The following is a 21795-nucleotide window of genomic DNA, read 5'->3' as shown; positions in this document are numbered from 1 at the left end:
GATACGGTGGGCGTGTTCCAGCTGGAAAGCTCGGGAATGCGGGACGTGCTCAAGAAAATGCGCGCTGACCGCATCGAGGACATCATCGCCATCGTCGCCCTCTATCGACCGGGCCCGATGGACAACATCCCGCGCTACATCGCCTGCAAGAAGGGCGAGGAGGAGCCGGACTACCTGCACCCGCTGCTCGAGCCCATCCTGAAAGAGACTTACGGCATCATGGTCTACCAGGAGCAGGTGATGCAGATCGCCCAGGTGCTCTCGGGCTACTCGCTGGGCGAAGCCGACCTGCTGCGCCGCGCCATGGGCAAGAAGATCAAGGCCGAGATGGATGCGCAGAAGGAGCGCTTCGTCTCGGGCGCCGTGAAGAAGGAGGTCGATGCCAGCCAGGCCGATTACATCTTCGAGCTCGTGCAGAAATTCGCAGGCTACGGATTCAACAAGTCGCACGCCGCGGCCTATGCCGTCGTCTCCTACCAGACGGCCTGGCTGAAGGCCAATTACCCGGTGGAATTCCTCGCGGCCTCGATGACGCTCGACATGGGCAACACCGACAAGCTCATGCTCTTCCGCCGCGAGGCGCAGCGCGTGGGCGTGAAGGTGATCCCGCCCTCGATCAATGTCAGCGGAGTGGACTTCGCGGTGGTGAACGGCGCCATCCTCTATTCGCTCGCGGCCCTGAAGAATGTGGGCGCCGGCGCCATCGAGCATCTGGTGCGGGTGAGGGAGGAGAGCGGACCCTTCCGCTCCCTCGGCGATTTCGCCCGGCGCATCGATGCAAAGCTCGTCAACAAGCGGGCACTGGAGAGCCTGGTGAAGGCCGGCGCCTTCGATTGCCTGAACCCCAACCGGGCCCAGGTGCTGGAGGCCATCGAGTCAATTCTCGCCATGGCAAACCGCGCAGCGAGTGCGGCCGAGGCCGGTCAGAACGACCTCTTCGGGGGCTCTGCGAGCGCTGCAGACGATCTTGTCCTGCCCCGGCGCGATGCATGGCTGCCGATGGACAAGCTCGCGCAGGAGTTCGAGGCGGTGGGCTTCTATCTCTCGGGCCATCCGCTCGACGATTACATGAAGCCCCTGCAGAAGCTCTCAGTCGACACTTATGCCGCCTTTCACGAGAAGGCGCTCACCAAGGGCGCCCGCGCCGCGAAGCTTGCTGGCACCGTGACCCACCGGCAGGAGCGGCGCTCGAAATCCGGCAACAAGTTCGCCTTCGTCGGCTTCTCGGACCCGACCGGCCAGTTCGAGGCGATCTGCTTTTCGGACACGCTCGCCGCCTGCCGCGATCTCCTCGAACCGGGCAACGCCGTGATCGCCCGCGTCGAGGCCGATGTCGAGGGTGAAGAAGTTAAGCTGAGGCTCCAGGGCGTGGAGATGCTCGACAAGGCCGCCGCGCAAATGGTGACCGGTCTCGAAATCTTCGTGCGCGATGCGAAGCCGATCGATTCCATCGCCGCGCGGCTCAGCAATGGCGGCCGTGCGCCGGTGCGCCTGGTCATGCTGATGGAGCAGGGTCGCGAGGTGCATGTTTCGCTCGGCAACAAGTTCACCGTGACCCCCCAGATCAAGGGCGCCATCAAGGCGATAGCGGGCGTTGTGGACGTGCAGGATCTCTGATCTCGCGGAAACAAGCTTCTCCTCGGAGGAGGGAACTCTTCATGTCCCGGTCTCCCGCCGCCAGCGGAAGAGTGGCGTGGAGCGCCGGAACAGGGTTTGCTTACAGCAGCCCTCGCTGTGCGAGATTCCTGAACAGGTGGCTGGCACCAAATGTCCAGGGTGCGGCCTGATCGCACGCCGTCATGCGGTTGGCCAGCGTGCCGAGTTGGGGTGAGGATACCGTCACCACGTCGCCCAGCTTGTGGGTGAAGCCCTTTCCCGGCGCGTCGCGGTCCTCCACCGGTGCGAAGAGCGTGCCGAGGAACAGCACCGCACCGTCGGGGTACTGGTGATAGGGTCCGATCATCTGGCCCACGAGATCGGCGGGATCCCGGCTGATCTTCGACATGTTCGAGGCGCCGTTCAGCACATAGCCATCCTCGCCCTCCACCCTGAGCGAGAGTTGCATGCGCCGCACATCGTCGAGCGTGAATGTGTCGTCGAAGAGCCGGATCATCGGGCCGAGCGCGCAGGAGGCGTTGTTGTCCTTGGCCTTGCCGAGGAGCAGGGCGGAGCGGCCCTCGACATCGCGCAGGTTCACGTCGTTGCCGAGCGTCGCGCCGATGATCCTGCCGCTCGAAGCCACGACCACCACCACTTCAGGCTCGGGATTGTTCCAGGTCGAGACCGGGTGGAGGCCCGCCTCCATGCCGTGGCCAACTGCGGACATGATTTGCGACTTGGTGAAGATCTCGGCATCGGGCCCGATGCCCACCTCGAGATATTGCGACCACGCGCCCTTCTCCATGAGCACGGCCTTGAGCTGCATGGCTTCGGGCGAACCGGCGCGGAGCTTCGACAGATCGTCCCCGATGAGGGTTTCGATCGTGGCGCGGATCTCTGCGGCGGCGGCGGGGTTGCCGCGCGCGCGCTCCTCGATCACGCGCTCGAGCATCGATGTGGCGAAGGTGACGCCCGCCGCCTTGAGCGCCTGCAGGTCGACGGGCGGCAACAGCCAGGGCTTCGAGGGATCGCGTGACTCCGGTGGAGTATTGGCCAGGATGGCATCGGCCGCTCCCAGGCTCTCGCCTTTCGCGGCGCGGGCGGCGGCGGCAGGGTTCTCTGCCTCACACAGGTCGCGGACCGTGGGAAAGGCTGCGGTGATGTCCGTGAGGCGTTCACCGTCACGGCGGATGATGCACGGCCCGCCCGCGGCAGGACTCCAGGCCCGCCCGACGAGGAGTCCGTCTGCCGGGAGCGAGTCGGATGACATGTAATCGGAAAGCGAGGGCATGCCGCACCATAGCGCGGAGCCCATGCGGCGGGAAGCGAAAGACTTCGTGATTCAGCGCAGGCTGTCGTTCAGCTGGCCGCGGTCGAGCAGTTTGAGGAACTCGATGGCGATTCCGTCCTCGTGGTAGCGCACCACGCGGCCGCGCATCTTGCCGAGCAGGAGATAGGTTCCGAGGCTCGGCATCACGTCCACCTTCACTGCGGCGCCGGAGAGCGAAATGTCCATCACCTCGCAAGGATATTCGCGCCCGTCGGGAAGGGTAATCTGCGACTGCCTCTCGGTTGGTTCGAAGCGGGTGTGGCGGCGTTCTGCCTCGGCAGGTGCAGGTTGGCGTTCCTTCTGGCTCAGCCAGCGCAACCGTCCTTCGAAGCGTTCGCGCCTCGCGCCGGAGAGCTTGAACGCCACGCGGAAGCCGCCTTCCACCGTTTCCCCCGTAATGCCCTCCACCCGGCCGACCTCTTCGACATAGGCCACGATGCTGAGGCGGGGGGGAATCTTGAGGTTGACCAGGAATATGGCGCCATCGGCATCGATCTCCTTCACGCGGCAGCCATGCTCGGTGGTGTCGGGCAGCATGAAGCGTGCAAAGAGCGTCTGCTGCACAGACACCTTCTCCTGTGCGGCCGGCTCGCTTTCAACCCTGACGGTCGAGTCCACGCCAATCCCTCCTTTGACGACTCCTCTAGATTAGAGGTTGCACCGTAAAAACAGGGTTAAGCGATCGAAAATTAGCCGCGGCTGCGCCCTCCGGCAATGACATGGAAGCGCGGGCGGGCGGGCGGAGCGGCATTCGCGCCCTCGATTGCAGGGGGAATCGTTTCCGTCCACACCAGCCGCGCCGACTGGAGTTCGAACGTGGCAAGCCCGTCCGGATCATCATGGCTCGGATCGGCGAACGGAAAGAGACCCCCCAGGACATGGGTGTTCACCTCGTCGCTCGCGAGGACCGGAAAGGCCGCCATTTCGGCGGTGAGGGTCTGCCCCCGCACGGTGCCCAAGCGGAGGCGCAGCAGGGCTGGCTGGTGCATGCCGGTGACGGCACCCAGGAAACGGTGAATGACCGCAGCTTCGAAATCGTCCCATCCGGTGAGGAATGGCTTGCCCGTCAATTCGCGGCCATAGAGATGGCAGATTCCCGTTCCGGCGAGGCGCCAGCGAAAGTCGAGTGTCCCTTCCGGCTGTTCCGCGATGAACAGGTAGGGCACCAGCGCGCGGATCTGCTTCAGATCGAGATCGTGCCGATGCGGGGCAGATCGTTCCGCGCGCGTCGCCTCCCAGAAGCGGAACAACATCCGGCTCCACGGATGCTGGATCGCCTTGTCCTCTTGGCTTGTCTGAGCTTCCCCTTTAACCCACATCGCCGAACCTCATGCCGGAGCCCCCTCCGGTGTACCAATATTGACCTTCGCCGCACGCCGTTGCAGCGTTCATGCCAATGGAAGGAAACAACTTGCCGGAGCAGAACTCGCCGCGAGTCAACTGGAACAGGGGTGCTGCAGGGCCGGCGATCAATGCGCCGCCCGCCGTGCTGGCGGTGATCGGCGGGTTGGTTCTGGTCCATGTGCTGCTGAACCTTCTGGGCGAGAACTGGCGGGTGTGGTCGCTCTTCGCCCTGGCGCTCATTCCCGCACGCTTCACCGATCCGGGCTTTCCGATGATCGAGGGATCGCAATACTGGTCGCTCGCCAGCTACATGCTGCTGCATGGCGACTGGATGCATCTCTTTTTCAATTCGCTGTGGCTCCTGATTTTCGGAACCCCCGTCGGGCGATATCTCGGCAGCGGCCGGTTCCTGGCGCTTTGCCTCCTCGCGGGTCTCGCCGGCGGCCTGTCGAGCCTGGCGCTTCACTGGGGGGAGGAGATCTTCGTGATCGGCGCATCGGGCGCGGTGTCGGGGCTTCTGGCGGCGGCGATACCCATCATGTATGCCCGCCCGGCACAAGGAGGCGGGCGGCCGCTCAGCTTCGGCGAACTCGTCTCCAATCCGCGGGCACTGATGTTTTCCGGGGTGTGGCTGGCGCTGACGCTGTTTTCGGGTGCGGCCGGCTGGACGGGCAATTCCTTCGCGGCCGACAGCGGCATTGCGTGGGAGGCCCATATCGGCGGATTCCTTGGCGGGCTTGCCGCCTTTTACGCTCTTGCCCGGAGGGCGGTGCGCCCCGCCTGAAACCGTGATAGGCTCCAACCCGTTGACCTTGCAGGAAGGAGGCCTCCATGGCAGTTGCTCACATCCTCAGGCAGAAGGGCTCGGCGGTCATCACCGTCTCCCCCGAAGACAACGTGCAGACCATCGTCGACACGCTTGCCCGGCACCGCATCGGCGCCGTCGTTGTAGTGGACGGGTCCGGCGCCATATCGGGGATCGTCTCCGAGCGTGACGTGGTGCGCGCCATGGCGGGAAGCGGCGCCGGCGTTCTGAACAGGAAGGCGCGCGAGATCATGACCGCCAAGGTGCGCACCTGCTCGCCTAGCGATTCAGAGGCGGAACTCATGCAGCTGATGACCGAGAACCGCATCCGCCATTTGCCGGTCGTGGCCAACGGCAAGCTCGCCGGGATGGTGTCGATCGGCGACGTGGTCAAGCTCCGCATCGAATCTATCGAGCGCGAAGCGGAGGAGATGAAGACCTACATCGCATCCGCCGGCTGACGGCCGCCGGCCTGCATCAGTAGACGGACTTCGGGTTGAACAGCCGGCGATCGTCGATGAAGCTGAGCCGCTCGCCATCGGCCCTGCGATAGAAGCAGCTTCGGCGCCCGGTGTGACAGGCGGCACCGCGTCCCTGCGGTTCGGCCTTCAACTGCAGGACGTCCTGATCGCAATCAGTGAGGATTTCGGAAACCTTCAGCGTTTCGCCGGAAGTCTCGCCCTTCTTCCACAGCGCGCCCCGTGAGCGGCTCCAGAAATGGGCAAGCCCGGTTTCCTGCGTGCGCTTCAGTGCCTCGGCATTCATGTAGGCGAACATCAGCACGGTGCCGTCGCGGGCGTCTGTGACGATGGCCGGGATCAACCCGTCCGACCCGAACCTCGGTTGAAACACTGTGGTTTCATCGAGGCCCGGTGCCATTACAGAGCGAAGCCGCTCGAGGGCGCGCGGACGAGTTCCATGAAACGGGCCTGAAGCACCGGGTTCGACTTGAACTCGCCGGTGAACTGCGTGGTGATGGTGGCGACATTGCGCTTGCCGATGCCCCGCATCGACATGCAGGTATGCACCGCTTCCACCAGCACGGCCACGCCCCGCGGGTTCAGCGCGTCGGAGATCGAGTTCGCGATCTGTGCCGTCATCGTCTCCTGGGTCTGAAGCCGCCGCGCGTAGATTTCCACCACGCGGGCGAGCTTGGAAATGCCAACCACCGCCTTGGTGGGCAGATAGGCGACGTGGACGCGGCCGACGAAGGGGGCGATGTGGTGTTCGCAATGCGAATTGAACTCGATATCGCGCAGCATCACGATGTCGTCGTAGCCGCCGACGTCCTCGAATGTGCGGGAGAGGGCCTCCGCCGGATCGTCGTCATAGCCCGAGAAATACTCACGGAAAGCCTTGGCCACCCGCTTCGGGGTGTCCAGCAGGCCCTCCCGGTCCGGGTTGTCTCCGGCCCAGGCGAGCAGGGTGCGCACCGCGGCCTCCGCCTCTTCCTGGCTGGGGCGCTTCACCGCCTTTGCCGGCATTTTCTTGATGACTGCGTCCATAATCCTGACTTCACTTTCCCTTAGGCAGTTATTCGCAGACCAGCCGCCAGCGGATGACATGCCCGGGCGCTTGGCCCCTCGCATGCCGGTCCCCATATCATGGCGCAAGCCCCGATGGCAAACCGCCAGACGACGGTTTCCGGCGGAACGCGCATGCGCTAGGATATCGGCATGATCAATGACATCTACAACCGCAAGATTCTCGGTTTCGCGGCAGATATTCCCCGGTTGCAACGCTTGAGCGAGCCGGATGCCACCGCCGTGGCCCATTCGCGGCTCTGCGGCTCCAAGGTGACGGTCGACCTCCGGATGAAGGATGGGGTGGTGACGGATTTCGGCCACGAGGTGAAGGCCTGCGCGCTCGGTCAGGCTTCCTCGTCCATCATGGCTCGCCACGTCGTCGGCTCGACGGGGGAGGAACTGCGGGCATTGCGCGAGCAGATGCACCGTATGCTCAAGGAGGAGGGCCCGCCCCCGACCGGCAAATGGGCCGATCTCGAGGCCCTGCTGCCGGTCAGGGATTTCAAGGCCCGCCACGCCTCCACCCTGCTGACCTTCGATGCCGTCGCCGACGCCGTCGGCCAGATCGAGGCGAAACAGAAGGAGGCGGCGCATGGCTGAGGCGAAACCCGCCGCCCTCCGCGCCACGGATGTTGCCGCCCGCACCGCCACCATCTACCCGCCGCCCTATGCTGCGGCCCTGGCCGGCCGTGCCAAGCGTGCCCTGGGAGACGCCTTCGGTCTGAGCCAGTTCGGCGTGAACCTCACCGTGCTGGCGCCGGGTTCGGCATCCTCCGAACGCCACTGGCACGAGACGGAGGATGAATTCGTCTATGTCCTCGAAGGCGAGGTGACGCTCGTCGACGACACGGGCGAACATCTCCTCACCGCCGGAATGTGTGCCGGCTTCAGGGCAGGGGTGCCCAACGGCCACAAGCTGGTGAACCGCTCTCCGGCGCCCGTCACCCTGCTGGAAGTCGGAACCCGGAGCGAGGGCGACCGAGCGCATTATCCCGAGGCGGACATGATGGCCGTCAAGGAAAACGGCAAGTTCCGCATCACGCGGAAGGACGGCACGCCCTATTGAACGGCATCGGGCGACCTGATCGCCTTCAGCATCGCCACGTAGCGCGGGGGTAGCCCGTTCTCCTCCGCACCCTCGACGATGTCCCGGAGATAGGCGGCACTGGGGGCATGCGTTCCCGGTTCGGCGCGTGCGAGATAGGTAAGGCAGTCGACGGCCTGCGAGGCATCGCCGTTCATCAACACGCGGATCCTCGACCGGTTGTAGCGGTTCACATGCGGTGGCTGGCCCGGATCATAGCCCTCCCGCCGGTCGAGCGCCGCGAGATCGCTCTCGTCCAGCCGGTAGACCACACCCCACACCTGCGCGCCGGGCTTCATCTCGATGCCGGCGACGCCGCACTTCCGGATCGTGGAGAAGCGTGGGAAGCACAGCGCGTGTCCGGGGAGCAGCGCCTTGCCGAGGCAGTGATGCCCGGGGCAGCGCTCGACCATCTGGCGCCTCGACATGTTGGAGCCGTAGGCGAAATAGAGCACTATTCCGCCGCCTGCTTCCGCCCCCGGCGCAGCACCTCCTTCAGGAACTGGCCGGTATAGCTGCGCTTCTCGCGCACCACGTCCTCGGGCGTTCCCGCCACCACGATCTCGCCGCCGCCATCGCCGCCCTCGGGACCCAGATCGATGATCCAGTCTGCCGTCTTGATGACCTCGAGATTGTGCTCGATGACGACCACCGTGTTGCCCTGCTCGACCAGTTCGTGCAGCACTTCCAGAAGCTTCTTCACGTCGTGGAAATGCAGGCCCGTGGTGGGTTCGTCCAGGAGATAGAGCGTCCGGCCCGTGGCACGGCGGGAGAGTTCCTTGGCGAGCTTCACGCGCTGCGCCTCGCCGCCCGAGAGCGTGGTGGCCTGCTGGCCGACCTTGATGTAACCTAGTCCGACGCGCTCCAGCGTCTCCATCTTGTCGCGCACGCTCGGCACGGCGCGGAAGAATTCCGTCGCCTCCGACACCGTCATCTCGAGCACGTCGGCGATGGACTTGTCCTTGAACCTGATCTCTAGCGTCTCGCGGTTGTAGCGGTGCCCGTGGCAGGCATCGCAGGTCACGTAGACGTCGGGCAGGAAGTGCATCTCGATCTTGATGACGCCGTCGCCCTGGCAAGTTTCGCAGCGCCCGCCCTTCACGTTGAAGGAGAAGCGTCCCGGCTCGTAACCGCGCGCCTTGGCCTCGGGGAGGCCTGCAAACCAGTCACGGATCGGGGTGAAGGCGCCGGTGTAGGTGGCGGGGTTGGACCTTGGCGTGCGGCCGATGGGGCTCTGGTCGATGTCGATGATCTTGTCGAGAAGTTCGAGACCCTCGATCCGGTCGTGTTCGGCAGGCGCCTCGCGCGTGCCCATGAGCTTGCGCGCCGCCGCCTTGTAGACGGTGTCGATCAGCAGCGTGGATTTGCCCCCGCCCGAGACGCCGGTGACGCAGGTGAAGACGCCAAGCGGGATTTCCGCCGAGACGTTCTTGAGATTGTTGGCCCTCGCCCCCTTGACGCGGATCGAGCGGCCCTTGTCCCATCTGCGGCGCACGCCCGGCAGCGGCACGGCCTGCTGGCCCGTGAGATATTGGCCGGTGAGCGAGCGGGGATTCGCCATGATCTCCGGTGGCGTTCCCTGCGCCACGATCTCGCCGCCATGGACGCCCGCACCGGGGCCGATGTCAACGACATAGTCCGCGAGCCTTATCGCGTCCTCATCATGCTCCACCACGATCACCGTGTTGCCGAGATCCCGCAGGTGAACGAGCGTGTCGAGCAGCCGCGCATTGTCACGCTGGTGGAGGCCGATCGATGGCTCGTCCAGCACGTAAAGCACGCCGGTGAGGCCGGAACCGATCTGTGAGGCCAGCCGGATCCGTTGGCTCTCGCCGCCCGAGAGCGTGCCAGAGGTGCGAGACAGGTTCAGGTAGTCCAGCCCCACGTCGACGAGGAACTTCAGCCTGTCGCGGATCTCCTTGAGGATGCGCGCAGCGATCTCCTGGTCCTTGGCCTTGAGCTTCGCAGGAAGATCGGAGAACCATGCATTGGCGTCGCGGATCGACAGGGCCGAGACTTCGCCGATGTGCTTGCGGTCCACCTTCACCGCCAGTGCCTGGGGCTTCAGTCGGTAGCCGTTGCACTCACTGCATGGATGGTCCGACTGGTAGCGGGAGAGCTCCTCGCGCATCCATTCCGAATCGGTCTCGCGCCAGCGCCTTTCGATGTTGCCGATGACGCCCTCGAAGGGCTTCTTCGTCTTGTAGGTGCGGATGCCATCGTCATAGGTGATGGTCACCTCGTCCTCTCCCGTGCCGAACAGGATCGCCTCGCGCGCCTTCTTCGGTAAGTCCTTCCAGGCCGTGTTCATCGACACCTTGTAGTGCTTCGCAAGGGCCTCCAGCGTCTGGTTGTAGTAGGGCGACGTGTTGCCGGTGCGCGCCCAGGGGAGGATGGCGCCCTCGCGCATGGAAAGCGACGTATCCGGCACCACCAGGTCGGGTTCGAAGTGGAGTTCGGTGCCGAGCCCGTCGCATTTCGGGCAGGCCCCATAGGGATTGTTGAAGGAGAACAGCCGGGGCTCGATCTCCTCGATGGTGAAGCCCGAAACGGGGCAGGCGAAGCGTTCGGAGAACAGGATGCGCTCATGCGTCTCGTTCTTCGACTTGTTGGCGCTCTCCTCTGCTGTCTCGGATGGGGGGAGCGGCCTGTCGGCGTATTCGGCGACGGCCAGCCCGTCGGCCAGCTTCAGCGCCGTTTCGAAACTGTCGGCGAGTCGGGTGGCGATGTCGGGTCGCACCACGATGCGGTCCACCACCACGTCGATGTCATGCTTGTATTTCTTGTCGAGGGCGGGAACGGAGTCGATCTCGTGGAAGGCGCCGTCCACCTTCACGCGGGTGAAGCCCTTCTTCTGGAGTTCCGCCAGTTCCTTGCGGTATTCGCCCTTGCGCCCGCGAACGATGGGAGCGAGGAGGTAGAGCCTGGTGCCCTCGGCGAGCGCCATCACCCGGTCCACCATCTGGGTTACCGTCTGGCTCTCGATGGGCAGGCCCGTCGCCGGCGAATAGGCCACGCCGATGCGGGCAAAGAGGAGCCGCATGTAATCATAGATCTCGGTGACGGTGCCCACCGTGGAGCGCGGGTTGCGGCTCGTCGTCTTCTGCTCGATCGAGATTGCTGGCGAGAGGCCGTCGATCTGGTCGACATCGGGCTTCTGCATCATCTCGAGGAACTGCCGGGCATAGGCCGAGAGCGACTCGACGTAACGGCGTTGACCCTCGGCATAGATCGTGTCGAAGGCAAGCGAAGACTTGCCGGAGCCGGACAGTCCCGTGAACACGATCAGCTTGTCCCGCGGCAGCTCGAGGGAGACGTTCTTCAGGTTGTGCTCGCGCGCCCCCTGAATGGAGAGGACTTTCTTTTGCTCAGGCATAGGCTCTCGACTAGATCAAAAAGAGAACGCCCGCAAGGCGGGGACCGTCCTGCGGGGTGAATTACGCGCAAGCTCTGTGGACAGTTCGCCGGGTTAGGGCTGGAGGCCCGCCCGGTTCAGCGCTGCGGCGAGCTCCATATCGGTCTTGCCGGACGCCTTGGCAATGTCTGCCAGCGGTTGGTCGGCCGAGGCAGTGGTGAAGCCCGCCGCCTTCAGCCCGCCGACGAGCGTCTCCGGCGAGGTCTTCAGGAGCGGGGCGATCTCATTCGCCGTGTTGACGAAGAGGGCGTGGGCGAGGGCCATCTGGGGCGGTCCGCCTCCCGCAGCGGACTGGAGCGCGAAGGGTGCTGCGAGAACCGCCGAGAGAAGCAGCGCCAGCGCGAAGGCAGGCTTCCGGAAATAGGCCGCCAAGGGCCGCCAGTTCTTCCAGGCATGCAGAATGAAAGGCAGGATCAGCACCATCGAGAGCCATTCATGCATCCCGTGGAAGAGGGCCGGGGCGGCATGGAAGAAGAGCGCCACGCCCGAGATGAGTGATACCAGGAAGAGGCCGGTGACGAGCGGTGTGGCGTAGCGCTGGAGGAGGGTTGGCATGTAAGGGTCCTGTTTGCGTTGGCAGCGCCGAGGCTGCGGCGAGGGAAAGACGCATCGCCGCTGCAACTCCGTCGTGTGCTGGCGAAATGCTGCCATGCGTCTGCATCGCAGCGGAGGTGCAATCGATATGCCTGAGCCGAATCACCGGAGAGCGGCTACACGGGCCCGGTGGAACCGCACGAGATTCTCCGCAAGACCTTCGGCTACGAGAGTTTCCGCCCCGGGCAGGAGGCGATCGTGAGCACGCTCCTCGGGGGCCGCAACGTTCTCGCCGTGATGCCCACGGGCTCGGGCAAGTCGCTCTGCTACCAGGTTCCGGCCCTGGCGCGGGGCGGTCTCGCCGTCGTCGTCTCGCCGCTCGTCGCTCTCATGCAGGATCAGGTCGCCGCGCTGAAACTCGCCGGAGTCGCGGCGGAGACCATCAACTCCGCCGCCAGCCGCGAGGAGAACGTCGCGATCTGGCGCAAGGTGGCGGCGGGTGAGGTGCGGCTCCTCTATCTCTCGCCCGAAAGGCTGATGACAGAGCGCATGATCGCTGCCCTTTCCCGGCTGGACGTTCGGCTCATCGCCATCGACGAGGCACATTGCATCTCGCAGTGGGGGCCATCCTTCCGCCCAGAATACGACATGCTGCAGAGCCTGCGGCAGGCCTTCCCCGGGGTTCCCATGGGAGCCTTCACGGCCACCGCGGACGAGGCCACGCGGCGCGACATCGTGGCGAAGATCTTCGGCGGCCGGGCGGACATCTATGTCGCCGGCTTCGACCGGCCCAACATCAGCCTCGCGGTGGCGCCGAAGTCCAATGCGAAGCAGCAGCTGTTGGACTTTCTGGAGGGGCGCGAGGGCCAGTCGGGCATCCTCTATGCCCTGTCGCGGAAATCGACCGAGGAATGGGCTGGCTTTCTCGCAGGCAAAGGCTTCCGCGCCATTGCTTACCATGCCGGAATGAGTGCCGAAGAAAGGGCCGAGGCGCAGAGCCTGTTCATGACCGAGAAGGGCGTCATCGTCTGCGCCACGATCGCTTTCGGAATGGGCATCGACAAGCCGGACGTGCGCTTCGTCTTCCACGCCGACTTGCCGTCATCGCTCGATGCCTATTACCAGGAGATTGGCCGGGCCGGGCGGGACGGCGCTCCGGCCGACGCCAAGATGGTCTATGGCCTCGGCGACATCCAGATGCGCCGCCGCTTCATCGACCAGGAGGATGGCGGCGAGGAGCGAAGGCGGCGCGAGCACAAGCGCCTCGATGCGCTGGTGGCCTATTGCGAGGCCCCCGAATGCCGCCGCCAGAACCTGTTGCTCTATTTCGGAGAGGAGTCCGGGCCCTGCGGCAACTGCGACGTCTGCCTCGATCCCGTGCATCTCGTTGACGGCACGGCAGAGGCGCTCTGGGTGATAGAGGCGGTGAAGGCCACTGGTGAGCGCTTCGGCGCGGCCCATGTGGCCGACGTGCTCTCCGGCAGGGCCAACGAAAAGACGGAGGCGCAGCGCCACGCGGAGCTTCCCGTCTTCGGCATCGGCAAGGCCCATGGACGCCCTCACTGGCAGTCGGTCATCAGACAGATGGTGGGCGGCGGCTACCTGTCCATCGACGTCGCCGGTTACGGCGGGCTCTCGGTTGCCCCGAAGGGCTCGGCACTCGCAAGAGGCGAGGGCACTTTCCGCTACCGGCAAGACCCGCTGAAGAAGCCATCCAAGCCCTCACGCAGGAGCGTCTCCGCGGACATGGCGGAGGTTCCGGAAGAGTTGCTGCAGCGGTTGAAATCGCTGCGGGCGAAGCTCGCAAGACAACGCGGCGTTCCGGCCTACGTGATCTTCTCGGACCGCACGCTGATCGACATGGCCGCGAAGCGCCCGCTCACCCGTTGGGATTTCGGCGAGTTGCACGGCGTTGGTGAATCGAAGCTGCAGCAATTCGCCGACGTTTTCCTCGATGAGATCCGCGGCTTCCTCGGCGGCCGTTCGGCGGCCTAAGGCGGTTGCCTCCCGCGAGGGCACGGGCTAAGCCGTTCGGCCCACCGGAAGGACTGCCCGTTGAAACCGAGCCCCCTGCAGGAAACGAAGGCGCTTCTCGTCATCGCCCTGCCGCTGATCTTCGCCTATCTCGCCGACGTGATGATGGTCATCACGGCGAAGATGGTCGTCGGCCGGCTCGGAGCGGTCGAGCTCGCCGCCGCCGGCATCGCCACGGATCTTTCCTACCAGATGTGCATCGTGCTGATGGGTTTCTTCTCGGTGGTGGGCGTGCTGGTCTCGGAAGCGATGGGTGCCCTGCGCCGCGGTCAGGCGCTGCCTGAACTCGTCCGTGGGCTGATTCTCTCGGGCCTCTTGGGCCTTGCGGCGACGCTCGTCGTGCTCAATCTGGGCCCGGTGTTGCGGCTCGCCGGGCAGGATGCGGAGGTGGTCCGCATCTCCGGCCCCTATTACACCGCCTTCGCCTTCGCCATGTTGCCCATCATCTGGTTCGGGGTGTTGAGAAGCTTCGCCGCCGCGATGATGCGGACGGGCTTCGTGATGGCGATAACCGTCCTCACCGTCATCCTGAATTATCTGCTCATGCAGGGGCTGGTTCATGGAAGTTTCGGGCTTCCCCGGCTCGGCATTGCCGGCGCTGGCATCGCCTGGGCCGTCTCCATGTGGTTCAAGTGCCTGAGCCTCGCCGCCTACACCTTCTGGCTGGTGCGGCGCGAGAAGTTGCCGCTGAACAAGGGCAGCATCGGCGGGCCGCGCGCCTATGGGCCGCTCGTTCGGCTTGGCCTTCCGGTGGCCGGGATCGTTGCGCTCGAATCGGGCCTTTTCGCCGCGACCGCCTTGCTCTCGGGCGTCATGGGCGCGGTGGAACTGGCGGCCTACCAGATGGTGATGGGCTGGATCGCAATTCCCTTCGTCATCTCGCTCGGCATCTCGGAAGCCGCCATGGTGCGCGTTGCCTTCTTCGTCGGGGCGGACGACGCCGCCGCCGCCCGCCAGGCCGGCAATCTCGGCATGGTGGTGGGCGTTGCCATCCCGCTGCTGCTGGTGCTGATCCCGGTCTTCGCGCCCGGTTTCGTGGCCCGCACCTTCCTCGAGCCGTCGGACCCCAATTATGCCGAGATCGCCGCGCTCGTCGCCGTGCTCCTGGTCATCGCCGCCATTTTCCAGGTTTTCGACGGGCTGCAGGTCATCGCCTCCCATGCCTTGCGCGGCCTAAGGGACGCGGTCGTACCCCTGGCGATCGCCGGCGTTGGCTACTGGATCGTCGGTCTCGGCGGCGGCTATCTCCTTGGCTTCCGCATGGGCTGGGGTGCGCCCGGCCTGTGGTGGGGGCTCGCCATCGGCCTCGCCTTCACCGCGACACTCCTCGCCTGGCGTTTCGAGCTCCTCGCCAGGCGCTGGGTGAACGTCAGTTCTCCGAGTGATCGGTCGTCGAGATGAAGGTCTCGTCTTCCTGCCCAGCCCGCTCGAAGGACAGGAAGTCGTAATAGCCGCAGCGACCCTCGCCGGGGAAGACGCGGCAGGTGGTGGGCCTTGCAGGGTAGATGCCGCAGCGCCGGTTCTCGGTGTCGAAGAACATGCAGATCTTGCCGAAATGCTCATCCCGCTTGCGGCGGAAGATGCGCTTGTAGCCGTGCGCAGACTTGAAGAACCTCTTCTCCGCCACCTCGAGCGGCAGGCCGAAGTGCCTGGCGATGCGCTCGGCATCGCGGTCCTTCACCTCGATCACCGGATAGGAGCAGCAATAGCCGGGGCACTTCATGCAGTCGTATTTCTTGCGGGGCATAAGTCTCGATCCGGAAGCGGGCGAAGGCAGGACGATTAGGACGAGACCGGCCTTGCCGCAATGGTTGCGGGCTTCTGTCCGGTCAGTTGTGCATATCTTTTGTTGGTCTCGGCGATCTCGCCCATCAGCCATTCGCGGAAGGAGCGCACCGGCGGGTTCTCCTTCTGGCCCTTGCCGCGCACGATCCAGTAATGCCAGTGGTCCTTCATCTCGAAGGCGAAGGGCCGCACCAGCCAGCCTTCGAGAAGCGAGTCGGTGGCGAGGATCTGGTCGGCGAGCGCGAAGCCCTGTCCGGCCTCCGCTGCCTCGATCGCGAGGTGGTTCTGGAAGGTGGCGCCGCGCCAGTCTTCCACCCCTGTCACCCCAGCCGCCGCCAGCCAGTCCGCCCACCACTGCTTCCGCGACTCGTGCAGCAGATTGTAATCCGCCAGGTCCGGCGGCCGAAGACCGGACCGCCCTTCGATCAGCTTCGGCGCGCAGACGGGGAAGATCATCGCGTCCGTCAGCTTCTGCGCCTCGGCGTCGGGCCAGGTCCCTGCGCCATAGCGGATGCCCACGTCCGCCTCGCCGGAGCGGAAGTCCGCAAGATCGTTGGTGGGATCGATCGAGAGCTCGATGTCGGGATGGAGTTCGCTGAAGCGGCCGAGCCGGGGCACCAGCCAGCGCGAGGCGATCGAGGGCTCGACCGAGACCTTGAGCTGGCGCACATCGCCCACCGCAGCGGCCTCGCGCGTGGCTTCCGCCAGCTGGTCGAACAGAGGGGTGAGGCGCAGGGCATAGCGCCGCCCGGCCTCAGTCAGCTCCACGCCGCGGCCCGTGCGGATGAACAGCTGCGTGCCAAGCCAATCCTCGAGGTCGCGCACGTGGCGGCTCACGGCGGCGTGGGTCACGAAGAGTTCGGAGGCGGCGTCCGTGAAGCTCTCGAGGCGCGCGGCGGCCTCGAAGGCCTTCAACGCATTGAGCGATGGCAGGCGGCGGCCCATGATCTGACCTGTAAGTTTTTGTTACAGGTAGCGTAGATTAAAGCCGTTTGTGTTGCAAGAGCGAAAGGATCATATTGGAGACGTTCAAGAGAAGCCGGAAAAGCGGCCAAGGAGAGATATCATGAACTGGATTTTGGACACTTATTCAAACGTTTATTCGACCGCGATGCTTCAGCCCCATGAGCCGAAGGCGAATGCTGCACCTGCGAAAGAACGCGTTCACGTGAAGCGCCCGGCTTTGTTCGGCCTCTTCGGCCGCCGCTAAGCGGGTCCCGCTGCCACGAGGTCAACCTCGACCACCAGCCGGTCATCTGCCAGGCCTGCCACGACCAGAAGCGTTGCGGCAGGCTTGTGACCTTTGAGATAGCGGTCCCTCGTTTCGCGGTAGAGTCTCACGTGCCCGCGGTCAGTGATGTAGACGTGGGCGTCCACGACGTGTGTGTGATCCATGCCGGCGGCGGCGAGCACGGCCAGCGCGTTTTCCCACGCGAGTTCGTGCTGGCGGGCCACATCGCCCGGGATTTCCCCCGCTACCGTCACCCCCACCTGGCCCGAGACGTGAACTACCCGGTGCCCCGGCGGAATTTCCATGCCCTGCACATAGGCTGAGAAGGGCTTGGGCGCGCGATCCGTCTCGAGCGGCTTGATCATGGGCAATCTCCTTGCTTTCCGAAGCGAGGCTAATTCGCTTGTGTGGGAACAAAAAGAGAACTATAGAGGCATGTGGATAAGGGCGAGAGCGCTGCTGTGCGCGCACGGCCGCTCGACTAGGGTGCGCCCTGAAAAAGGAGTTCGGTGTCATGGCTGGATCGGTCAACAAGGTCATTCTTCTCGGCAACCTCGGCCGGGATCCGGAGGTGCGCCACACGCAGGATGGCAAGCCCATCGTCAACCTGTCGATCGCCACCTCGGAAACCTGGCGCGACCGTAACACCGGCGAGCGCAAGGAGAAGACCGAGTGGCACCGCGTGGTGATCTTCAGCGAAGGCCTCGCCAAGGTGGCCGAGCAATATCTGAAGAAAGGTTCCACCGTCTACATCGAAGGCCAGCTGCAGACTCGCAAGTACACCGACAAGGACGGTGTCGAGAAATACTCGACCGAGATCGTGCTGCAGGGCTTCAACAGCGTCCTGACCATGGTCGGCGGCCGCGGCGGCGCGGGCGAGGGCACCTCCTTCGGCGGCAGTGACGAGTTCGGCCAGTCGGGCCCGATGGAGCGCCCGCGCATGGGCGGCCAGAAGAGCCAGAGCTTCGCCCGCGACCTCGACGACGAGGTGCCCTTCTGAGAGCCTTTCAGGCCTGTGCGAAAAGTGGCATTAAGGCCCGAAAATAAACAGCTTTTCATTGTAACGGCAGGCCTCCCGACCTAAATTGGAATGACCGCCGAATCGCTGCCTGAAGAGCCACGGTCCGGCCGGTTTCACCCGGAATAGTTCACAGGTTCTCCGTGGCCGATAACGACGATCAGAAGGGCGCTGCCCCGCCCTCCAATCCCTCCGAGATTTCGCCGATCTCCATCGAAGAGGAGATGCGCAAGAGCTATCTCGATTACGCCATGAGCGTGATCGTCAGCCGGGCGCTCCCCGATGTGCGCGACGGCCTGAAACCCGTTCACCGCCGCATCCTGTTCTCGATGAACGAGAACGGCTACGACTGGAACAAGCCTTATCGCAAGTCCGCCCGCATCGTGGGCGACGTCATCGGTAAGTATCACCCTCACGGAGACCAGTCGATCTACGACGCGCTGGTGCGCATGGCGCAGGACTTCTCGCTCCGCCTCCCGCTGATCGACGGACAGGGCAATTTCGGCTCCGTCGACGGCGATCCGCCGGCAGCCATGCGCTACACCGAATCCCGCATGGCCAAGGTGGCCCACGCGCTGCTCGAGGACATCGACAAGGACACCGTCGAGTTCCAGCCCAACTACGACAATTCCGAGCGCGAGCCGACGGTGCTGCCGGCGCGCTTTCCCAACCTGCTGGTCAACGGTTCGGGCGGCATTGCCGTCGGCATGGCCACCAACATGGCACCCCACAATCTGGGCGAGGTGATCGACGCCTGCGTCGCCGTCATCGACAATCCGGCGATTTCCATTGACGATCTGATCGGCATCATCCCCGGACCTGACTTTCCGACCGGAGGTCTTATTCTGGGCCGCGCCGGCATCAAGTCCGCCGCCCACACGGGCCGCGGCTCCGTCGTCATGCGGGCCAGGGTCGAGACGGAGGAGATCCGCAAGGAGCGCGAGGCGCTGATCGTCTCCGAAATTCCCTACCAGGTGAACAAGGCGCAGATGATCGAGCGCATCGCGGAACTCGTGCGCGAAAAGAAGCTCGAGGGCATCTCCGACATCCGCGACGAGTCCGACCGCGACGGCATGCGCGTGGTGATCGAATTGAAGCGTGACGCGATGGCCGACATCGTGCTCAACCAGCTCTTCCGCTTCACGCCGCTGCAGTCCACCTTCGGCATCAACAATGTCTGCCTCACCGGTGGCCGCCCGGAACTGATGAACCTGAAGGACCTGCTGCAGGCCTTCGTATCCTTCCGCGAGGAGGTGGTCACCCGCCGCACCAAGTTCCTGCTCGCCAAGGCGCGCGACCGGGCTCACATCCTCGTCGGCCTCGCCATTGCCGTCGCGAACATCGACGAGGTGATTGCGCTGATCCGTGCCGCGAAGGACGCCGCCGAGGCGCGCGAGGCCCTGATGGCGCGGGATTGGCCCGCGCGCGACATGGCGCCGCTCATTGCGCTGATCGCCGATCCGCGCCACGCCCTGACGGAGGAGGGCACCTACCGCCTCTCCGACGAGCAGGCCCGCGCCATTCTGGATCTGAGGCTCCAGCGCCTCACCGCGCTCGGCCGGGACGAGATCGCCGAGGAACTCCAGAAGCTCGCGGCCGAGATCGCCGACTATCTCGAGATCCTGCGCTCGCGCGCCCGCGTGCTCGGCATCATCAAGGACGAGCTCACCGCCATCAGGACGGAGTTCGCCACGCCCCGCCGTACGGTCATCGTCGAGAACGAGGGCGAGGTCGAGGACGAGGACCTCATCCAGCGCGAGGACATGGTGGTGACGGTGAGCCATGCCGGCTATGTCAAGCGCGTGCCGCTTTCGACCTATCGCGCCCAGCGCCGCGGCGGCAAGGGCCGGGGGGCAGGGGGCACGCGCGAGGAGGATTTCGTCACCAAGCTGTTCGTGGCGAGCACCCATACGCCCATCCTGTTCTTCTCCTCGGCGGGCATGGTCTATCGGCTCAAGGTTTGGCGTCTGCCGCTCGGCACGCCGCAGTCCCGCGGCAAGGCGCTGATCAACCTGCTGCCGCTGCAGCAGGGCGAGCGCATCACCACCATCCTGCCCATGCCGGAGGATACCTCCGTCGAGACCGGCCAGTACCTGATGTTCGCCACGCGCTCCGGCACCGTGCGCCGCAACGAGATGTCGGACTTCGAGCAGATCAACCGCGCCGGCAAGATCGCCATGAAGCTCGAGGAGGGCGACATGATCGCCGGCGTCGAAATCTGCACGGCGGGCGACGACGTGTTGCTGACCACCGCCCAAGGCCAGTGCATCCGCTTCCCGGTGGGCGACGTCCGCGTCTTCAAGGGCCGTGACTCGACCGGCGTGCGCGGCATAAGGCTGGAAGAGGGTGACCACCTCATCTCCATGTCGATCCTCCGCCATGTCGAAGCGACACCCGACGAACGCGCCGCCTTCCTCAAGATGGCGCGCGCCGTGGCGGGCGAGGAGGCGGAGGCGAACGGCAACGGCGGCGACGAGGAGCAGGCCTCCGAGACCACGCTGACACAAGAGCGCTACGCAGAAATGGGCGCTGCCGAGCAGATCATCCTCACCATATCCGCCAATGGCTATGGCAAGCGCACCTCCTCCTACGAGTACCGCATCACCGGGCGCGGCGGCAAAGGCATTGTCGCCATGGCGGTGAATGAGCGCAATGGCCCGCTGGTGGCGAGTTTTCCGGTCGAGGAGGGCGATCAGATCATGCTCGTCACCGATGGCGGCCAGCTGATCCGCACGCCGGTCGCCGGCATCCGCAAGGCCGGGCGCTCCACCCAGGGCGTGATCGTGATCGATGCGGCGGAAGACGAGCACGTCGTCTCCGTCGAGCACATCACCGAGGAAGAAGAGGACGAAAGCGAGGGCTGATGGCGCCGGGGCTCCTGCTCGCCTTCGCAGGGGCCTGCGGGCTCCTGTTCCTGAAGCCCGGCCCCGCCATGTCGGTGATCGTGGCCAATTCGGTGGCCTATGGCGTGCGCGGCGGGCTCGTCTCCGTGGCGGGCAACGTGATCGGCTTCATCCTGCTCCTGACGATCGTCGGGCTCGGCCTCTCCTGGATCGCCGTCACCATGGAAGAGTGGTTCGACTGGATCAGGATCGGCGGCGCCGCCTATCTTGTCTGGCTGGGCGTGAGCCGCCTCAGAACTGCCGGCCGCCTCGCGAAGTATGGTGAGAACCCGACGGGCGAGTTGTTCCGGGACGGATTTCTCGTGGCGGTGGCGAACCCGGAGGTGCTGCTGTTCCTCGCAGCCTTCCTGCCGCCCTTCGTGAACCCGGCCTTTCCACCCGCACCCCAGATCCTCGCCCTTTCGGCGATCTTCGTCTCGGTGGCCGCCCTGGCCGGGGCCTTTCTCGCCGTCCTGGCAGGCCAGGCCAAGCACCTGCTCTCGGGCGAACGGCTGAAACTCATCGATTATCTCTCGGGAGGCTTGCTTGTGGTTGCCGGTCTGTGGCTAGGATGGCCGGTGGTGGAGATGCTCCGATGACCCTCGAATCCTACCTTGCCTTCTGTGCCGCGGCGGCGGCCCTCGCCTTCGTGCCGGGCCCGACCGTCACGGTGATCATCGCCAACAGCCTGCGTTTCGGCCCGCGCGCCGGGCTGATGAACGTGGCCGGCACGCAGCTGGGCTTCGTGATCTGGCTCGCCATCGCCGCGCTGGGCCTTGGCGCCGCGATCGAGGTGATGGGCGTCTGGTTCGATGTGCTCCGCTATGCGGGTGCGGCCTATCTCGTCTGGCTGGCGGTCAAGCTGTTCCGCTCCAAGGGTGATCTCGCCCTGGCGGTGGACCGGGCGCGCCCGCATGGGAGCTTCTTCCTGCAGGGCTTCATCGTGATCATGTCCAACCCCAAGATGCTGGTGCTGTTCGGCGCCATGATCCCGCCCTTCATCGCGGCGGGGAGCGACCCGATGCGGCAGATCCTGCTGATGGGCCTGAGCTTCATGGCGATCGCCGGGGTGGGCGACGTCGCTTATGCCCTGATGGCCGGTAAGGCGGGGGCCTTCCTGTCGCGCTCGCGCATCCGGGCGCTCGAGATCGCAAGCGGCTGCTTCCTGCTCGGCGGCGGCATCTGGATGGCGCTGAGGGGGCGCTGAG

General features: G+C 65.1%; 23 protein-coding genes. 12 read left to right on the top strand and 11 right to left on the bottom strand.

Translation table 11 applies throughout. From position 1 onward, the window contains the following. The coding region (gene dnaE / locus ACK4HL_RS14520) for a DNA polymerase III subunit alpha (RefSeq protein ID WP_409761555.1) at positions 1-1617 on the top strand (1617 nt) is incomplete at its 5' end. A gap of 100 nt (positions 1618-1717) precedes the next feature. Here dnaE and ACK4HL_RS14515 read toward each other — a convergent pair. The 3 genes from ACK4HL_RS14515 to ACK4HL_RS14505 form a co-directional block, all read right to left on the bottom strand. Further along, a complete protein-coding gene (locus ACK4HL_RS14515) occupies positions 1718-2914 on the bottom strand; it encodes a fumarylacetoacetate hydrolase family protein (protein ID WP_409761553.1) in 1197 nt (398 codons plus the stop codon). Between the two features lie 27 nt (positions 2915-2941). Next, positions 2942-3547, bottom strand: a complete 606-nt coding sequence (locus ACK4HL_RS14510; RefSeq protein ID WP_409761551.1) for a PilZ domain-containing protein — start codon at positions 3545-3547, stop codon at positions 2942-2944. Between the two features lie 71 nt (positions 3548-3618). Next, entirely contained in the window at positions 3619-4248 is a 630-nt protein-coding gene (locus ACK4HL_RS14505) for a PAS domain-containing protein (RefSeq protein ID WP_409761549.1), read from the bottom strand. A gap of 92 nt (positions 4249-4340) precedes the next feature. Between ACK4HL_RS14505 and ACK4HL_RS14500 the strand changes: the two genes are divergently transcribed. Both ACK4HL_RS14500 and ACK4HL_RS14495 read left to right on the top strand, forming a co-directional pair. Then, entirely contained in the window at positions 4341-5057 is a 717-nt protein-coding gene (locus tag ACK4HL_RS14500; RefSeq protein WP_409761547.1) for a rhomboid family intramembrane serine protease, read from the top strand. Positions 5058-5104: 47 nt separating this feature from the next. Beyond that, positions 5105-5539 (top strand): CBS domain-containing protein, encoded by a 435-nt coding sequence (locus tag ACK4HL_RS14495; RefSeq protein ID WP_409761545.1) that lies wholly within the window; start codon positions 5105-5107, stop codon positions 5537-5539. A gap of 16 nt (positions 5540-5555) precedes the next feature. On the opposite strand, the gene hisI is transcribed toward ACK4HL_RS14495, so the two are convergent. Continuing rightward, the gene (gene hisI, locus ACK4HL_RS14490; protein ID WP_409761543.1) at positions 5556-5957 is read right to left on the bottom strand and encodes a phosphoribosyl-AMP cyclohydrolase; all 402 of its coding nucleotides are present in this window, start codon (positions 5955-5957) and stop codon (positions 5556-5558) included. Beyond that, entirely contained in the window at positions 5957-6583 is a 627-nt protein-coding gene (gene folE, locus ACK4HL_RS14485) for a GTP cyclohydrolase I FolE (protein ID WP_409761541.1), read from the bottom strand. The genes hisI and folE overlap by 1 nt, the downstream gene beginning before the upstream one ends. A 171-nt stretch (positions 6584-6754) precedes the next feature. On the opposite strand from folE, the gene ACK4HL_RS14480 reads away from it, so the two are divergent. Then, entirely contained in the window at positions 6755-7204 is a 450-nt protein-coding gene (locus tag ACK4HL_RS14480) for an iron-sulfur cluster assembly scaffold protein (RefSeq protein ID WP_409761539.1), read from the top strand. Beyond that, a complete protein-coding gene (locus tag ACK4HL_RS14475) occupies positions 7197-7670 on the top strand; it encodes a cupin domain-containing protein (protein WP_409761537.1) in 474 nt (157 codons plus the stop codon). The genes ACK4HL_RS14480 and ACK4HL_RS14475 overlap by 8 nt, the downstream gene beginning before the upstream one ends. Here the strand turns inward: ACK4HL_RS14475 and ACK4HL_RS14470 are convergent. The 3 genes from ACK4HL_RS14470 to ACK4HL_RS14460 all read right to left on the bottom strand — a co-directional run bounded on the left by ACK4HL_RS14470 (position 7664) and on the right by ACK4HL_RS14460 (position 11658). Further along, a complete protein-coding gene (locus ACK4HL_RS14470; protein ID WP_409761535.1) occupies positions 7664-8143 on the bottom strand; it encodes a gamma-glutamylcyclotransferase family protein in 480 nt (159 codons plus the stop codon). The two genes, ACK4HL_RS14475 and ACK4HL_RS14470, sit on opposite strands and share 7 nt — an antisense overlap. After that, a complete protein-coding gene (gene uvrA / locus ACK4HL_RS14465; protein ID WP_409761533.1) occupies positions 8143-11064 on the bottom strand; it encodes an excinuclease ABC subunit UvrA in 2922 nt (973 codons plus the stop codon). The genes ACK4HL_RS14470 and uvrA overlap by 1 nt, the downstream gene beginning before the upstream one ends. 93 nt (positions 11065-11157) lie before the next feature. After that, on the bottom strand, positions 11158-11658 hold the full coding sequence (locus ACK4HL_RS14460; protein WP_409761531.1) for a DUF4405 domain-containing protein: 501 nt from the start codon (positions 11656-11658) through the stop codon (positions 11158-11160). A 168-nt stretch (positions 11659-11826) separates the two neighbouring features. On the opposite strand from ACK4HL_RS14460, the gene recQ reads away from it, so the two are divergent. Together recQ and ACK4HL_RS14450 are read left to right on the top strand one after the other, a co-directional pair. Beyond that, positions 11827-13632, top strand: a complete 1806-nt coding sequence (gene recQ, locus ACK4HL_RS14455; RefSeq protein ID WP_409761529.1) for a DNA helicase RecQ — start codon at positions 11827-11829, stop codon at positions 13630-13632. A 60-nt stretch (positions 13633-13692) separates the two neighbouring features. Further along, positions 13693-15072, top strand: coding sequence for an MATE family efflux transporter (locus ACK4HL_RS14450; protein WP_409761527.1), 1380 nt, complete (start codon positions 13693-13695; stop codon positions 15070-15072). Here ACK4HL_RS14450 and ACK4HL_RS14445 read toward each other — a convergent pair. Together ACK4HL_RS14445 and gcvA are read right to left on the bottom strand one after the other, a co-directional pair. Further along, positions 15041-15418: a YkgJ family cysteine cluster protein gene (locus tag ACK4HL_RS14445; protein ID WP_409761525.1), complete on the bottom strand. Its 378-nt coding sequence runs from the start codon at positions 15416-15418 to the stop codon at positions 15041-15043. The two genes, ACK4HL_RS14450 and ACK4HL_RS14445, sit on opposite strands and share 32 nt — an antisense overlap. Positions 15419-15453: 35 nt before the next feature. Next, positions 15454-16401, bottom strand: a complete 948-nt coding sequence (gene gcvA, locus ACK4HL_RS14440) for a transcriptional regulator GcvA (RefSeq protein WP_409761523.1) — start codon at positions 16399-16401, stop codon at positions 15454-15456. Positions 16402-16522: 121 nt separating this feature from the next. On the opposite strand from gcvA, the gene ACK4HL_RS14435 reads away from it, so the two are divergent. Beyond that, complete coding sequence (locus ACK4HL_RS14435; protein ID WP_409761521.1) at positions 16523-16666, top strand: hypothetical protein; 144 nt, start codon at positions 16523-16525, stop codon at positions 16664-16666. On the opposite strand, the gene ACK4HL_RS14430 is transcribed toward ACK4HL_RS14435, so the two are convergent. Further along, positions 16663-17052, bottom strand: a complete 390-nt coding sequence (locus ACK4HL_RS14430) for a RidA family protein (protein WP_409761519.1) — start codon at positions 17050-17052, stop codon at positions 16663-16665. The genes ACK4HL_RS14435 and ACK4HL_RS14430 overlap by 4 nt on opposite strands. A 149-nt stretch (positions 17053-17201) precedes the next feature. Between ACK4HL_RS14430 and ACK4HL_RS14425 the strand changes: the two genes are divergently transcribed. From ACK4HL_RS14425 to ACK4HL_RS14410, 4 genes are all read left to right on the top strand, one after another. Continuing rightward, a complete protein-coding gene (locus ACK4HL_RS14425) occupies positions 17202-17687 on the top strand; it encodes a single-stranded DNA-binding protein (RefSeq protein ID WP_409761517.1) in 486 nt (161 codons plus the stop codon). A gap of 161 nt (positions 17688-17848) precedes the next feature. Next, positions 17849-20569 carry a DNA gyrase subunit A gene (gyrA, locus tag ACK4HL_RS14420; protein ID WP_409761515.1) on the top strand — a complete coding sequence of 907 codons (2721 nt, stop codon included), beginning with the start codon at positions 17849-17851 and terminating at the stop codon, positions 20567-20569. Then, entirely contained in the window at positions 20569-21186 is a 618-nt protein-coding gene (locus ACK4HL_RS14415) for a LysE family translocator (RefSeq protein ID WP_409761513.1), read from the top strand. The genes gyrA and ACK4HL_RS14415 overlap by 1 nt, the downstream gene beginning before the upstream one ends. Next, positions 21183-21794, top strand: a complete 612-nt coding sequence (locus tag ACK4HL_RS14410) for a LysE family translocator (RefSeq protein ID WP_409761511.1) — start codon at positions 21183-21185, stop codon at positions 21792-21794. The genes ACK4HL_RS14415 and ACK4HL_RS14410 overlap by 4 nt, the downstream gene beginning before the upstream one ends. Position 21795: the final 1 nt, after the last annotated feature.

This window comes from Aestuariivirga sp., assembly GCF_046294715.1.
GTDB lineage: Bacteria > Pseudomonadota > Alphaproteobacteria > Rhizobiales > Aestuariivirgaceae > Aestuariivirga.
Note: the sequence above shows the minus strand (reverse complement) of the source record. Positions and strands in the feature narration are given on the sequence as shown.

Excerpts from the sequence above, each read along its gene's own strand:
- ACK4HL_RS14425 (WP_409761517.1), top strand. The coding sequence starts at position 17,202 with ATGGCTGGATCGGTCAACAAGGTCATTCTTCTCGGCAACCTCGGCCGG.
- hisI (WP_409761543.1), bottom strand. The coding sequence starts at position 5,957 with ATGGCACCGGGCCTCGATGAAACCACAGTGTTTCAACCGAGGTTCGGG.
- uvrA (WP_409761533.1), bottom strand. The coding sequence starts at position 11,064 with ATGCCTGAGCAAAAGAAAGTCCTCTCCATTCAGGGGGCGCGCGAGCAC.
- ACK4HL_RS14480 (WP_409761539.1), top strand. The coding sequence starts at position 6,755 with ATGATCAATGACATCTACAACCGCAAGATTCTCGGTTTCGCGGCAGAT.
- gcvA (WP_409761523.1), bottom strand. The coding sequence starts at position 16,401 with ATGGGCCGCCGCCTGCCATCGCTCAATGCGTTGAAGGCCTTCGAGGCC.
- ACK4HL_RS14410 (WP_409761511.1), top strand. The coding sequence starts at position 21,183 with ATGACCCTCGAATCCTACCTTGCCTTCTGTGCCGCGGCGGCGGCCCTC.
- ACK4HL_RS14515 (WP_409761553.1), bottom strand. The coding sequence starts at position 2,914 with ATGGGCTCCGCGCTATGGTGCGGCATGCCCTCGCTTTCCGATTACATG.
- ACK4HL_RS14445 (WP_409761525.1), bottom strand. The coding sequence starts at position 15,418 with ATGCCCCGCAAGAAATACGACTGCATGAAGTGCCCCGGCTATTGCTGC.
- ACK4HL_RS14415 (WP_409761513.1), top strand. The coding sequence starts at position 20,569 with ATGGCGCCGGGGCTCCTGCTCGCCTTCGCAGGGGCCTGCGGGCTCCTG.
- ACK4HL_RS14435 (WP_409761521.1), top strand. The coding sequence starts at position 16,523 with ATGAACTGGATTTTGGACACTTATTCAAACGTTTATTCGACCGCGATG.
- folE (WP_409761541.1), bottom strand. The coding sequence starts at position 6,583 with ATGGACGCAGTCATCAAGAAAATGCCGGCAAAGGCGGTGAAGCGCCCC.
- ACK4HL_RS14430 (WP_409761519.1), bottom strand. The coding sequence starts at position 17,052 with ATGATCAAGCCGCTCGAGACGGATCGCGCGCCCAAGCCCTTCTCAGCC.
- ACK4HL_RS14460 (WP_409761531.1), bottom strand. The coding sequence starts at position 11,658 with ATGCCAACCCTCCTCCAGCGCTACGCCACACCGCTCGTCACCGGCCTC.
- ACK4HL_RS14505 (WP_409761549.1), bottom strand. The coding sequence starts at position 4,248 with ATGTGGGTTAAAGGGGAAGCTCAGACAAGCCAAGAGGACAAGGCGATC.
- ACK4HL_RS14495 (WP_409761545.1), top strand. The coding sequence starts at position 5,105 with ATGGCAGTTGCTCACATCCTCAGGCAGAAGGGCTCGGCGGTCATCACC.
- ACK4HL_RS14475 (WP_409761537.1), top strand. The coding sequence starts at position 7,197 with ATGGCTGAGGCGAAACCCGCCGCCCTCCGCGCCACGGATGTTGCCGCC.